A 14,546-nucleotide genomic window follows, 5' to 3' on the forward strand; every position below is an offset into this window, starting at 1 on the left:
TCCGCTTTCGAATGAACGTTATCATATAATGATAGAGCTTAATTGTGATCTTGAAGGGGGATGAACCGACAATGAGCACAGAGTTTTTAGATGCTCTTGTTATTTTGGAAAAAGAAAAAGGGATTTCAAGAGAAGTGATTGTCGATGCCATTGAAGCCGCGCTTGTTTCGGCTTATAAACGGAACTTTAACCAAGCCCAAAACGTTCGTGTCGACTTAAATGTAGAAACGGGAACGATGAGAGTTTTTGCCAGAAAAGAAGTGGTGGAAGAAGTATTTGATTCTCGTTTGGAAATTTCTCTGGACGAGGCTAAAAAAATAAACCCGTCCTATGAAATCGGCGATATTGTAGAATTGGAAGTTACACCGAAAAACTTTGGAAGAATTGCGGCACAAACCGCGAAGCAAGTAGTGACGCAGAGAGTTCGGGAAGCGGAAAGAGGAATTATTTATTCCGAGTTTATTGACCGTGAAGAAGATATCATGACGGGGATTGTGCAGCGGCAAGATTCTCGTTTTATCTATGTCAGTCTAGGGAAGATTGAAGCGCTCCTTCCGCAAAACGAGCAAATGCCGAATGAAACGTACAAGCCGCATGATCGCATTAAAGTCTATATTACGAAAGTAGAAAAAACGACAAAAGGACCGCAAATCTATGTATCGCGTACTCATCCTGGCTTGCTGAAAAGACTATTTGAAATTGAAGTTCCTGAAATTTTTGATGGCACCGTTGAAATTAAGTCGGTCGCTCGTGAAGCGGGAGATCGTTCAAAAATTTCGGTGTATGCGGAAAATCCGGATGTCGATCCTGTCGGTGCTTGCGTCGGTCCTAAAGGCGCCCGTGTTCAGGCGGTTGTAAACGAACTAAAAGGAGAAAAAATCGATATTGTCAAATGGTCCGACGATCCTGTAGTGTTCGTGGCCAATGCGTTAAGCCCTTCCAAAGTGTTGGATGTTCAGGTGAATGAGGAAGGAAAAGCGACGACTGTCGTTGTTCCGGATTATCAACTTTCGCTGGCCATTGGCAAAAGAGGTCAAAATGCACGGCTTGCGGCTAAACTAACCGGATGGAAAATTGATATTAAAAGTGAATCGGAAGCGAGAAAACTTGGAATCTATCCTCCGGCTGCCGCAAACTTGGAAGAAGAAATAAACGAGAGTGATGAATCTGAAACGACAGAAGAAATGATACAGCTTGAGGAAGTGGAGAATTCACAAGAAACGGGTACAGAAGCAACTGATTTTTCATCTGAAAAAATCGAATAGGGGTGGAGAATCATGGCTGTTCAGAAAAAAATACCATTGCGTAAATGTGTTGCAACGGGTGAAATGAAACCTAAAAAAGAAATGATTCGCATCGTCCGTTCGAAAGAAGGAACGGTTTCGATTGATCCAACCGGCAAAAAATCCGGAAGAGGAGCCTATTTGTCAAAAGATAAAGAAGCGGTCCTTCTGGCCAAAAAAACCAATGCGCTTTCCAGACATTTAAATGTTCAGATCGACGATTCTTTATACTCAGAACTAATCGAGTATATCGAAAAGGAGAAAAAGTAAGTGAAACAGGAAAAGTGGGTTTCACTTCTTGGATTGGCCAATAGAGCGGGGAAAATTATTTCCGGAGAAGAATTGGCAGTGAAAGAAATTCGAACGGGTCGAGCAAAGCTCGTCCTTTTGTCGAAAGACGCCTCGGAAAACACCATAAAAAAAATAAAAGATAAATGCCTTTATTACCAAGTTCCTGTAAAAGAAGTTTCCAACCGGTATTTGTTGGGACAATCGATCGGAAAAAAGGAAAGAGTCGTGGTGGCTGTGCTGGACGAAGGCTTTGCGAAAAAGCTGCATTTTCTGCTCGACGAAACTATACGGGGGTGAACATATGAGTAAAATGAGAATATATGAGTATGCCAAGACCAAGCATGTGTCTAGCAAAGAGGTGATTTCTAAGCTTCAGGAATTAGATATTGATGTTTCCAACCATATGACGACCATCAATGATGAAACCATTCAAAAACTGGACAAAGCGTTCGATCAATTACACAAAGAAAAAGAACATGGCCATCGCCATGAGAAGAATCCGGAAAGGTCAAACAAGCCGCAATCGAAAGCTTCTCCTCAGTTCAAGCAGTCGAATGAGGAAAACGCAAAAGAAAATCGTGTGAAATCACAGCCAAGATCGGGATCAAAAGGCGGAGAAGGCAAAAAACATGATCATCATGATCACCGTCCGAAAGAAACTGCTTCCTTCGACCGTAAAGGAAACAAGCCAAAAAACAACAAGCATAAAAATCAAAAAGGAAAGAAAGCGCATCAACCATCCAATGCCCAACAGCCTTCTGCCAAGAAAAGAGAACTTCCTGAAAAAATAACATTCTCAGGATCTATGACAGTTGCTGAATTTGCCAAAAAATTGCATGTTGAGCCGTCCGAAATCATTAAAAAATTATTTATGCTAGGAATTATGGCCACGATCAACCAAGAATTGGATAAAGATGCCATTGAGTTGATTGCGGACGAATACGGTGTGGCAGTAGAAGAAGAAGTCCAAATTGATGAAACCGATCTGGAAGTGTACTTTACGGAAGATCAACCGGAAGATTTAGTAGAGCGGCCATCTGTTGTGACGATTATGGGGCATGTTGACCACGGGAAAACGACATTGCTGGATTCGATCCGTCATACAAAAGTGACGGAAGGAGAAGCAGGAGGAATTACCCAACATATTGGTGCTTACCAAGTTGAAGTGAACGGAAAGAAAATCACGTTTTTGGATACGCCGGGCCATGCTGCTTTTACAACGATGCGGGCACGTGGGGCACAAGTGACGGACATCACTGTGCTGGTTGTCGCTGCCGATGACGGGGTAATGCCGCAAACGGTTGAAGCCATCAACCATGCGAAAGCGGCTAATGTACCGATCATTGTAGCGGTCAATAAGATTGATAAACCATCTGCCAATCCGGATCGTGTCATGCAAGAATTGACGGAATACGGATTGGTTCCTGAGGATTGGGGCGGCGATACGATCTTTGTTCCAATTTCGGCCTTAACCGGAGAAGGCATCGATAATTTATTGGAAATGATCCTGTTGGTCAGCGAAGTAGAGGAGTTAAAAGCGAATCCGAATCGACTGGCGCTCGGAACGGTGATTGAAGCGCAGCTAGATAAAGGCCGTGGCCCTGTAGCCACATTGCTTGTTCAAAACGGTACTCTTCATGTGGGAGATCCGATTGTAGTAGGAAATACTTACGGTCGGGTTCGTGCGATGGTAAACGATCTAGGGCGTCGTGTCAAAACGGCTGGACCGTCTACTCCGGTAGAAATTACTGGTTTAAACGACGTTCCTCAGGCTGGTGACCGTTTTGTTGTATTTGAAGATGAGAAAAAAGCCCGTCAAATTGGCGAGGCAAGGGCTCAACAAGCACTGGCGGCACAACGAAGCGAAAAAGCGAAGATCAGCCTCGACAATTTGTTTGAACATATGAAACAAGGGGAAATGAAAGAGTTAAATATCATTTTAAAAGCCGACGTGCAAGGATCGGTTGAGGCACTGGCTGCTGCTTTACAAAAAATTGATGTAGAGGGCGTAAATGTAAAAATTATTCATACGGGTGTTGGAGCGATTACGGAATCAGATATTATTTTAGCAAGTGCTTCCAATGCCATCGTTATAGGTTTTAATGTTCGTCCGGATGTAAATGCTAAACGTGCGGCTGAGACGGAAAAAGTCGATATCCGTCTGCACCGTATTATTTACAAAGCGATTGAAGAAATTGAATCCGCAATGAAAGGAATGCTTGATCCGGAATATGAAGAAAAAATTATTGGTCAAGCAGAGGTTCGACAAACGTTTAAAGTTTCTAAAATTGGTACCATTGCCGGTTCTTATGTAACGGAAGGAAAAATTACCCGTGATAGCGGAGTTCGGCTCATTCGTGACGGCATCGTCATCTTTGAAGGCGAGATTGATACTTTGAAACGTTTTAAAGACGATGTAAAAGAAGTCCATCAAGGATATGAATGCGGAATTACCATTAAAAACTTTAATGACATTAAAGAAGGAGATGTCATTGAGGCATTTGTCATGAAAGAAGTGGAACGTTAATGACGATCGGCAGCCTGGAAGTTGAATTTTTCATCCAGGATGCCCGGTCATTAAAAGAAAAACGGGCTGTACTTCAGCGTGTGTTAACACGTTTGAAGCAAAAAATGAATGTTTCCGTGGCTGAAATCGACCATCAAGATGTCTGGCAACGAACAAGAATTGCGGTTGTGACGGTAGCATCGTCACGACAAGCTTGTGAACGCCAATTGGAGAATGCCCTCCGTTATTTGGATTCATTTCCTGAGTGGGAAAGGTTAAGCGCATCTTATGAATGGTTATAGAGATAGAGGTGATAAATGTGAACCTTCGTGCAAACCGAGTCGGAGAACAAATGAAAAAAGAGCTGTCGGATATCATCGGCAGAAAAATTAAAGATCCGCGTATTGGTTTTGTCACTGTGACGGATGTGCAATTGACAGGCGACTTGCAGCAGGCAAAAGTATATATTTCCGTGTTAGGCGATGAAAAACAAAAAAAGGATACATTAAAAGCTCTTGCCAAAGCGAAAGGATTCATTCGTTCTGAAATTGGCCAACGAATTCGCCTGCGGAAAACGCCCGATCTTCTTTTTGAATTTGATGAATCCATTGATTATGGCAATCGCATTGAAACGCTGCTGAAAGAAATCAGCAGCAATGAATCCAATCAGGAGAATTAAAGGAAGGGGATAGACCCACAAGTCTATCCTTTTTCTTTAAGGGTTCTGTACGATCTTAAAAAAGGTTCATGTTATGTAATGACCATTCAAACGAAGGAAATCGATATTTCTATTGTATTGGTCTGTAATCAGCCCTTTTTCTATATAGAGCTTTTCGTAAAAAATCATTTTCATAATGATAATGAAACCGTCTAGTGACAGAAAAAAGGATGTGAATCGATGGACGGTATTGTAGCACTTTGGAAAGAACGAGGAATGACATCGCATGACTGCGTTTTTCAAATCCGAAAATTGTTTAAAACAAAACGAGTCGGCCATACAGGTACGCTGGATCCGAATGTGTCTGGTGTTTTACCTATCTGTATAGGCAAAGCGACTAAAATCGCCGAATACATGACGAATGCAGGAAAGACATATGAAGGAGAGGTAACGATCGGACTTTCCACGACAACGGAGGACGCCGACGGAGAAACCGTAGAAGTAAAAACGGTAGATAAAACCTTTTCTCGGAAAGAAATTTTGGATGTGTTCGAGCGGTTGACGGGTACCATTGAACAAACGCCGCCCATGTTTTCGGCAGTGAAAGTGAATGGAAAGCGACTATACGAATATGCAAGACAAGGGTTGGAAGTGGAAAGACCTAAAAGAACGGTCACCATTTATGAACTGGAGTTATTGGATGACCGTGAATGGTTCTCTGGAGAATTTGTCTCCATTCCATTTAGAGTCGTTTGCAGCAAAGGAACATACATTCGTACTCTTGCTGTCATGATTGGTCAAGAGCTTGGATATCCTGCCTATATGTCCAAATTAACGAGAACAGCGTCGGGTGGTTTTTCCAAAACAGATTGTGTCACGCTTTCAGATTTATCCAAGCTGGCTGAAAAAAATCAGCTGGAAACAATCCTTTTTCCATTGGAACAAGGTGTGTCCCATTTGCCGAAATGGAATATTAGTGATAAAGTAGCGGAGAAAGTAAAAAACGGAGCAATATTGGAAAAACCTATTGATTGGCCGGAAAATGACGGAAAAGTGGCGGTTTTTTACAAAAATCGTCTGATGGCCATCTATCAAACACATCCTACGAAACAGCTATACATAAAACCAGTGAAAGTTTTGACTGAATGAGATAACTGACAGATGTCAGACTCTATTGTCGGCAAGGGCTGGACAGACTGTTTCGCGTCTGTTCAATTCCGCGAAGAGAAATGCGGAAGAAAGAGGGATAGGTGAGGATAATGAAAATAACGATGTTGAATCACCCGCACTCCATCCAAAAAGAGGAACTGCCCCCGATGGCAATGGCATTAGGATTTTTTGACGGGGTGCATGCGGGGCACCAGCGAGTCATTGAGACAGCAAAAAACATTGCGAACGAGCGAAACTGGAAAAGCGCAGTGATGACGTTTGATCCCCATCCTTCCGTCGTGTTGGGGAAAAAACATGAAAAGATTCGGTATATCACTCCCCTTGAGGAAAAGATTCGAATGATAGAACAGTTAGGTATCGATCACTTGTTTGTCATTCGATTTACTTCTGATTTTGCCCGCTTGGAGCCGCAGCAATTTATAGATCAATATATTATTGGTTTAAATGTCCAACATGTTGTGGCAGGCTATGATTTTACATACGGCCGGTGCGGAAATGGAACGATGGACACGCTTCCAGAGCATTCTCGTGGTTTATTTACGATCACGAAAGTGGATAAGCTTGCTTACGACGGAGAAAAAGTCAGCTCCACTAAAATTCGCCGCTTACTAACGGAAGGGCAAATCGAAGAAGCCAATCGTCTTTTAGGGCGGCCTTATCGAATTACCGGGACGGTGGTCCACGGTGACCAACGGGGTAGAGAAATTGGATTCCCGACAGCTAATGTGGAATGTGCTGACGACTATTATCTGCCGAAAACGGGAGTATATGCGGTGAAAATGAAAGTGAAAGACAAATGGGTGAATGGTGTATGCAATATTGGGTATAGACCTACTTTTAAACAACCGGATGAACGTTTCATGTCGATTGAGGTTCATTTGTTTGAATTTGACCACTCCATCTATGGCGAAGAAGTGACAGTAGAATGGTACAAGCACATTCGACAAGAACGCAAATTCAACGGCGTTCAAGAATTGGTCGCTCAAATTGAAAAAGATAAACAATCGGCCATCAAATATTTTCAAAATGAAGCCGAATAGACTTGCTTTTTGTTTGAAAACATAGTATTCTAATTATCGTATGAAAAAGAACCATTACTTGGCATGACGTTGCTCCGGCGCTTGCTCAGTAATTGGGGATCGAAAAGAAAATGGAGGTGAAAAGGATGGCTTTATCACAAGAACGCAAAAACGAGATCATCAATCAATTCAAAACACACGAGAATGACACTGGTTCTCCAGAAGTTCAAATCGCTGTCCTGACTGAACAAATCAATGTATTGAATGATCATTTACGTGTTCATAAAAAAGACCACCATTCACGTCGCGGTCTTATGAAAATGGTAGGGAAACGCCGCAACTTATTGACGTACCTACGCAAAAAAGACGTGCAACGTTACCGTGAATTGATTCAAAAACTTGGTTTGCGCCGATAATCAGCAAAAAGCGGGATTTTTCCCGCTTTTTTGTTAGCAGAAAAATAAGTGGCTTTTAGTGCGTGATATAAGCAAGTCGACCGCACTGAGCCTGTATGTTCCAGGATGACAGATGTTAAATTCGGTAAAAATACATAATACAGAGTTTTGTTCTAATGGGTTTTCCATTTACGACACCCTTAGGTTTGTCCGTTTCGTGTTTCATGGCTCGATGGAAAAGCATGGAGATTATTTTTTGTCTATACTTTTCCTGAAAGCAATGATATTCTTGAAGGCAAGAGTGCGTCATTAGGAACTATGTGATTGAATAGAGAGGAGTTCATTTATGGAGCAAGAGAAACAAACATTTTCTATAGATTGGGCTGGACGCAAACTGACGGTGGAAATTGGACAGGTTGCCAAACAAGCGAACGGCGCTGCGCTCGTGTATTATGGTGATACGGTAGTTTTAAGTACGGCAACCGCTTCAAAAGAACCAAAGTCAGTAGACTTTTTTCCGCTTACCGTCAATTATGAAGAAAGATTGTATGCGGTTGGTAAAATCCCAGGCGGATTTATTAAAAGGGAAGGCCGGCCCAGCGAAAAAGCCATTCTTGCAAGTCGTTTAATAGACCGCCCGATCCGTCCGTTATTTGCGGAAGGATTTCGAAATGAAGTTCAAGTCGTAAGTATGGTGATGAGCGTTGACCAAAACTGTTCATCGGAAATGGCAGCGATGCTTGGTTCATCACTTGCGCTCAGCATTTCGGATATTCCTTTTGAAGGACCGATTGCCGGGGTCATTGTCGGGCGCGTTGACGGTGAATTTGTCATTAACCCGACTGTGGAACAAATGGAAAAAAGCGATATTCATTTAACCGTTGCCGGTACAAAAGATGCCATTAATATGGTGGAAGCTGGAGCGAATGAAGTACCAGAAGAAACCATGTTGGAAGCGATAATGTTCGGTCATGAAGAAATCAAACGGTTGATCGCTTTCCAAGAAGAAATCGTCAAATTAGTTGGCAAAGAAAAAATGGAAGTTCAGCTGTATGAAATTGATCCTGAATTGGAAAAACAAGTTCGTTCCATGTGCGAACAAGAAATGTTGGCTGCCATCCAAGTAAAAGAAAAGCATGCCAGGGATGACGCCATCCAAGAGATAAAAAACCGAGTAGTTGCGGAATTTGAAGAGAAAGAAGATATTGAGGAAGAAACGATTAAACAAGTAAAAGAAATACTGGATAAAATCGTGAAAGAAGAAGTCCGTCGTTTGATTACAGTCGAAAAAATTCGCCCGGACGGACGAAAAATCGATGAAATTCGTCCGCTTTCTTCTGCTGTTGGCTTATTGCCGCGTACACATGGTTCCGCATTGTTTACTCGTGGACAAACACAGGCTTTAAGCGTATGTACATTAGGAGCGCTTGGTGATGTTCAAATCTTGGACGGTCTCGGAATTGAAGAATCGAAACGTTTTATGCATCATTATAATTTTCCTCCTTTTAGTGTAGGGGAAACTGGACCAATGAGAGGACCGGGACGCCGGGAAATTGGGCATGGTGCATTGGGAGAAAGAGCTCTGGAACCTGTTGTTCCGAATGAGAAAGAATTCCCTTATACCATTCGTCTTGTTTCTGAAGTTTTGGAATCAAACGGATCGACATCTCAGGCTAGTATTTGTGCTAGTACGCTGGCGATGATGGACGCCGGTGTGCCCATTAAAGCGCCGGTTGCGGGAATTGCAATGGGATTAGTGAAATCCGGAGAACATTATACGGTCTTAACAGACATTCAAGGAATGGAAGATCATCTTGGCGATATGGACTTTAAAGTTGCCGGTACAGAAAAAGGCGTTACCGCTCTGCAAATGGATATTAAAATAAAAGGACTAAATCGTGAAATCTTGGAAGAAGCACTCCAACAAGCTAGACGGGGAAGATTGAAAATCCTTGAACATATGATGAGCACCATTTCAAAACCACGCACCCATTTATCGATGTATGCTCCTAAAATTTTGTCGATGACCATTAATCCGGATAAAATCCGCGATGTCATCGGACCAAGCGGAAAACAAATCAATAAAATCATCGAAGAAACAGGAGTTAAAATCGATATTGAACAAGATGGAACGATCTTTATTTCTTCAGTAGATGAAGAAATGAATAATAAAGCCAAAAAGATCATTGAAGATATCGTTCGAGAAGTTGAACCAGGGCAAATCTATCTTGGGACTGTTAAACGGATTGAAAAATTCGGTGCTTTCGTGGAAATTTTCAACGGAAAAGACGGCTTAGTCCACATTTCTGAATTGGCGGAAGAAAGAATTCGAAAAGTAGAAGATGTCGTGTCGATAGGAGACCAAATACTAGTGAAAGTCATCAATATTGATGAACATGGTCGGATCAATTTATCGCGAAAAGCGGTGTTAAGAGATCAAAAGAAAAAAAATGAACAAGCATAATTTTCATCCAGCCATTGAAACGGATTTTCATCCTATGTTATAAATAATGAGTAAAGAGGTCAGGGGTTCCCTGGCTTTTTTGTTGCATGAACGCTTTCAAGAAACGCTGTTCTAACTGTCCCCCTTTTTTCATATGGTAGTGTAGGGGGAGGGAAAACCGTGGCTAAGTTAAGACGAATCTTTGGCATTCTGTTTTTGTGTATGCTATCCTTTTTCATTGTGGATAACCCGATGACGACCCAATATTTATCTTCTTTGAAAACAGAATCGCTTTCTGCAGATGCCAAAGTTGAGACATCTTTGTATAACCAAATTAAAGCAGCTGATCATAAATATTCCCGAAAAGCTCAAGATGCCGTGATTGATCGGGTTTGGAAGAAAATCCCCGGTTATAATGGGATAAAAGTGGATGTGAAACGTTCTTACGAAAGAATGAAAAAAGACGGAAAGTTTAATGAGGATAAACTTGTTTTTCATCAAACGAAACCCCAAGTTCATTTACATAATCTTCCTCCCGCTCCCATATACCGCGGTCATCCCAATAAGCCGATGGTTAGTTTTGCGGTGAACGTGGCGTGGGGAAATGAGTATTTGCCCAAAATCCTTTCTGTCTTAAAAAAGCATCATATTCATGCCACTTTTTTTCTGGAGGGGCGATGGGTAAAGAAAAATCCGGATTTAGCCAAAATGATTGTGGACGGTGGACATGAAGTGGGGAATCATTCCTTCACACATCCTGACATGAAAACCCTCTCGTCCGACCGAATCAGGGAAGAGATGATCAAAACGAATCAAGTGATAGAGGCGACGACAGGAAAAAACGTTTCGCTCTTTGCGCCTCCAAGCGGAAGCTATCGCGATGAAGTTGTCAAAATTGCGGACAGTCTAGGGATGGAAACAATCATGTGGACGGTTGATACCATTGATTGGAGAAATCCTGCCCCAGATGAATTGGTGAATAGGGTCATTTCCAATGTCGGACCGGGGTCGATTGTTCTCATGCATCCGACAAAAAGCACCGCAGCTTCTTTGGAACGATTAATCACAAAAATTCAAAAAAAGAATTTGAAGATCAACACGGTGTCGCAGTTATTAAACGAAGAACGCATTTTTCCAATAGAAGATGAGAAAAATGACTAATAATGGAAGCAGCAAGATAGGAGGATGCAATTTGATCAAAACTTATACTTGTCAGAATGGAGTAAGAATCGTATTAGAAACTATTCCTACGGTCCGCTCCGTTGCCATCGGAATATGGGTAGGAACCGGTTCGAGGGATGAATCCCCTGAAAACAATGGTATTTCCCACTTTTTAGAGCATATGTTTTTTAAAGGGACAGAATCCAAGAATGCAAAGGAAATTGCTGAGAGTTTTGATAGCATAGGCGGACAAGTCAATGCGTTCACATCGAAAGAATACACGTGCTATTATGCAAAAGTTCTTGATAATCATGCCTCATATGCATTAGAACTGTTAGCCGATATGTTTTTCCATTCCACATTTGAGGAAGAGGAATTAAAAAAAGAAAAAAATGTCGTTTTAGAAGAAATTAAAATGTATGAAGACACTCCTGACGATCTTGTACACGACTTGTTAAGCAAAGCAGCATACGGACGGCATCCTTTAGGATATCCTATCCTTGGAACGGAAGAGACTTTGGAGAGCTTTACTAGCCAAAAATTAAAAGAATATATGCATCAAATGTATACTCCGGATCGTGTTGTGATCTCTATCGCAGGAAACGTCGATGAAACGTTTATAAAAGAAGTGGAAAAACGATTTGGCTCTTATGAAGGTGGAAAACGTGATCGGGGATCCATTCAACCCACATTCCATGCTGACCGGATTTCAAAAACAAAAGACACCGAACAAGCCCATTTATGTATCGGTTTCAAAGGATTGGAAGTTGGGCATGAAGATAGTTATAATCTCATCATTTTAAACAATGTGCTGGGCGGCAGCATGTCTTCAAGACTGTTCCAAGAAGTCAGAGAGCAAAGAGGGCTTGCTTATTCCGTCTTTTCGTATCATTCATCCTACCGTGACAACGGGATGATCGCCATCTACGGCGGTACAGGGGCCGATCAGCTGGATCAACTTTCTGAAACGATTTTTCAAACGCTGGAACACTTAAAGCAACAGGGTATCACGGAGAAAGAGCTACATAACAGTAAAGAACAACTAAAGGGCAATTTAATGCTAGGGCTGGAAAGCACAAACAGTCGTATGAGCCGAAACGGCAAAAACGAATTATTGCTGAAAAGACATCGCACTTTGGATGAAATGATTCAATTAATCGATCAAGTGAATATTCAGTCCGTCAATGAAATGGCGCAAGAACTTTTTTCGAAACCATATGCCCTTTCGTTGATCAGCCCTGATGGGAAACTGCCGTCATCCCTTATATAATCATCTCCATTCCAGCGGTTGGCCGCGGGTGGAAGACGCTGATTAAAAAGAAGAGCTGTAGCCACACAGAACCAGTTCTCTACGTTTATTTTAATGAAAAAGTTGATGCACTGGATCTTTAATTTTTAAAAAAGATTTTTGGATTTTCACATTGAACGGATTTTTTGATGCATAAAAAAGGAATCTGATCCCCTTATAGTAGATAAAATCTGCTATAAGGGGTTTTTGTTTGGCTAGAAATGAGTGGTTCACCTTTTGATCTTGTGCAAAGTATGAGTGAGTTTTAGACGAAAAAAGGCTGCCCATGTTCATCCAAATTAGATCAATAAAACATATGGATTGCAAGCTAAAATTTTTTTGAAAGGAACAAATAGGTTAAATTCAAAGAAATATCCTGTTTTTTATGTCAACTATTTATTTGATAGGTTGACAATCAAAAATGGAAAGATTATGCTATTTGGTAGAGACAGAAAGGGGAGAGGGTGTTGAAACCAAGAAATATAAAGGCGATTGATTTGACGATGATGGCGTTGTTTGCTGCATTGATGATGATCGGGGCAAATATTACTTCTTTTGCACCTTTTATGGTCATTAACGGGGTGCCCATTACGTTGCAGACAGTCTTTGCCGTTCTGGCTGGTGCGGTTCTCGGCAAACGGCTAGGGGCTATCTCCATGACTGTTTATGCCCTTATCGGAATAATCGGTGTACCGGTTTTTGCCCAATTTAAAGGAGGTTTCGAAACGATTTTTAGCCCGACATTTGGGTTTATATTGTCTTTTATTTTGGCTGCGTACATAACAGGATGGATAATCGAAAAAAAGAAAACGCAGACTGCCTACGTAATAGCCTCATTAGCCGGTATGGCAGCCAATTATCTTTTCGGAACGAACTGGATGTATATGGCGATGAAATTGTGGGCAGATGCCCCGCCGGCTTTTTCTTATAAAGCCGCTTGGCTGACGATGTTAGTCCCGCTTCCGAAAGATATCCTTTTATCTGTTTTTGCCGGATTTCTTGCTTATCGGTTAGAACGTACTGTACTTTCCAAAAGCAAATTGCGTAATCAAAATGTATAGAAAGAAGGGAAAAAATGTCTAGATGGATCGAACTGGCTGAAAGCGTTTTAAACGGTTATGAAATAAGCGATTTGGAAGCGATGAATATTTTGAATTGCCCCGATGCAGAATTGCTTGAACTGCTTCAGGGAGCCTATCGGATACGGCACCACTATTACGGCAACAAGGTAAAATTAAATATGATTTTAAATACAAAATCAGGACTCTGTCCAGAAAACTGCAGCTACTGCTCTCAATCCGTCATATCCACAGCACCGATTGAAAAATATCGGATGATGGATAAAGAAACGATTTTAAAAGGAGCAGAAAGGGCGCGGCAATTAAATGCCGGAACATTCTGCATCGTGGCGAGCGGAAGAGGACCTAGCAATAAAGAAGTGGAACACATTGCTGCCGCCGTGGAAGAAATTAAAGAGCGATATCAAATGAAAATATGTGCTTGCTTGGGGATATTGAAGCCGGAACAAGCCAAGCGGTTGAAAGAAGCGGGGGTAGACCGTTACAACCATAATATCAATACATCGGAGCGCCACTATGAAAACATCACGACAACGCATACGTACGAGGATCGCGTAGAAACCATTGAAACCGTGAAAGAAAGCGGAATTTCCCCTTGTTCGGGTGTCATAGTCGGAATGAAGGAAACGAAAGAAGATGTCATCCATATGGCCCGCAGTTTGCATATTTTAGATGCAGACTCGATACCGGTAAACTTTTTAAATCCGATAGAGGGAACGCCGCTCGAAGGAGTAAGGGAGTTGAACCCGCTCTATTGTTTAAAAGTTCTATGTTTATTCCGTTATATCAATCCGTCAAAGGAAATTCGCATCGCCGGCGGAAGAGAAGTGAACTTGCGCAGTTTGCAGCCATTTGGACTCTATCCGGCCAATTCGATTTTTATCGGAGACTATTTGACAACGGAAGGCCAGGAAACAACCGCAGACCATCAAATGATTGCCGATTTAGGTTTTGAAATTGAGTTTGTTCAAGAAAAAGAACAAGTGATTTAGCTGAAAATGGAATCAACAATAAAGGCTTATTCAGCCGTCGTACAGGCCGCCGCTTCCATGAAGCGGCGATTTTTTGTGTTTTGTTCATGGAAGATGGTTTGTCTTGCTCAGGATGGTTAGGACAGTGACAATAAAAGGATGAGACCGCACAATCATGAACGGGTGCGGTGTGGACATCCTATCGTGATAAAAAGTTTAAGGCGTTGATAAAATAAGGACTTTTTTTCATTTCAATCATTTTACGGAAAATTTGTTATGATT

At 41.7% G+C, this 14,546-nt stretch carries 14 protein-coding genes; all 14 read left to right on the plus strand.

Translation table 11 applies throughout. The features are described from left to right. Window positions 1-71 precede the first annotated feature (71 nt). On the plus strand, window positions 72-1,265 hold the full coding sequence (nusA, locus tag NST12_RS06830) for a transcription termination factor NusA (RefSeq protein ID WP_048623189.1): 1,194 nt from the start codon (window positions 72-74) through the stop codon (window positions 1,263-1,265). A 12-nt stretch (window positions 1,266-1,277) separates the two neighbouring features. Beyond that, complete coding sequence (gene rnpM / locus NST12_RS06835) at window positions 1,278-1,553, plus strand: RNase P modulator RnpM (RefSeq protein ID WP_003354622.1); 276 nt, start codon at window positions 1,278-1,280, stop codon at window positions 1,551-1,553. Then, window positions 1,554-1,871, plus strand: a complete 318-nt coding sequence (locus NST12_RS06840) for a YlxQ family RNA-binding protein (protein ID WP_048623190.1) — start codon at window positions 1,554-1,556, stop codon at window positions 1,869-1,871. Window positions 1,872-1,875: 4 nt separating this feature from the next. After that, the gene (infB, locus tag NST12_RS06845) at window positions 1,876-4,101 is read left to right on the plus strand and encodes a translation initiation factor IF-2 (protein WP_327797849.1); all 2,226 of its coding nucleotides are present in this window, start codon (window positions 1,876-1,878) and stop codon (window positions 4,099-4,101) included. Continuing rightward, complete coding sequence (locus NST12_RS06850; RefSeq protein ID WP_003354626.1) at window positions 4,101-4,382, plus strand: DUF503 domain-containing protein; 282 nt, start codon at window positions 4,101-4,103, stop codon at window positions 4,380-4,382. The genes infB and NST12_RS06850 overlap by 1 nt, the downstream gene beginning before the upstream one ends. Window positions 4,383-4,399: 17 nt before the next feature. Then, the gene (gene rbfA, locus NST12_RS06855) at window positions 4,400-4,759 is read left to right on the plus strand and encodes a 30S ribosome-binding factor RbfA (RefSeq protein ID WP_048623192.1); all 360 of its coding nucleotides are present in this window, start codon (window positions 4,400-4,402) and stop codon (window positions 4,757-4,759) included. A gap of 219 nt (window positions 4,760-4,978) precedes the next feature. Then, a complete protein-coding gene (gene truB, locus NST12_RS06860; RefSeq protein ID WP_048623193.1) occupies window positions 4,979-5,887 on the plus strand; it encodes a tRNA pseudouridine(55) synthase TruB in 909 nt (302 codons plus the stop codon). Between the two features lie 110 nt (window positions 5,888-5,997). Next, window positions 5,998-6,948 (plus strand): bifunctional riboflavin kinase/FAD synthetase, encoded by a 951-nt coding sequence (gene ribF / locus NST12_RS06865; RefSeq protein ID WP_341100703.1) that lies wholly within the window; start codon window positions 5,998-6,000, stop codon window positions 6,946-6,948. A 125-nt stretch (window positions 6,949-7,073) separates the two neighbouring features. Next, entirely contained in the window at window positions 7,074-7,343 is a 270-nt protein-coding gene (gene rpsO / locus NST12_RS06870) for a 30S ribosomal protein S15 (protein ID WP_003354630.1), read from the plus strand. 325 nt (window positions 7,344-7,668) lie between these two features. After that, a complete protein-coding gene (gene pnp / locus NST12_RS06875; RefSeq protein WP_328201376.1) occupies window positions 7,669-9,786 on the plus strand; it encodes a polyribonucleotide nucleotidyltransferase in 2,118 nt (705 codons plus the stop codon). A 159-nt stretch (window positions 9,787-9,945) separates the two neighbouring features. Further along, entirely contained in the window at window positions 9,946-10,926 is a 981-nt protein-coding gene (locus NST12_RS06880) for a polysaccharide deacetylase family protein (protein ID WP_270582990.1), read from the plus strand. A 31-nt stretch (window positions 10,927-10,957) separates the two neighbouring features. Then, on the plus strand, window positions 10,958-12,196 hold the full coding sequence (locus NST12_RS06885; protein ID WP_048623195.1) for a M16 family metallopeptidase: 1,239 nt from the start codon (window positions 10,958-10,960) through the stop codon (window positions 12,194-12,196). 485 nt (window positions 12,197-12,681) lie between these two features. Beyond that, complete coding sequence (locus NST12_RS06890; RefSeq protein WP_371836612.1) at window positions 12,682-13,275, plus strand: biotin transporter BioY; 594 nt, start codon at window positions 12,682-12,684, stop codon at window positions 13,273-13,275. 14 nt (window positions 13,276-13,289) lie between these two features. Beyond that, complete coding sequence (bioB, locus tag NST12_RS06895; RefSeq protein WP_270582988.1) at window positions 13,290-14,285, plus strand: biotin synthase BioB; 996 nt, start codon at window positions 13,290-13,292, stop codon at window positions 14,283-14,285. Window positions 14,286-14,546 lie beyond the last annotated feature (261 nt).

Origin of the sequence: Bacillus sp. FSL W8-1127, from assembly GCF_038006725.1 — a bacterium.
Lineage (GTDB): Bacteria > Bacillota > Bacilli > Bacillales > DSM-4216 > Bacillus_O > Bacillus_O smithii.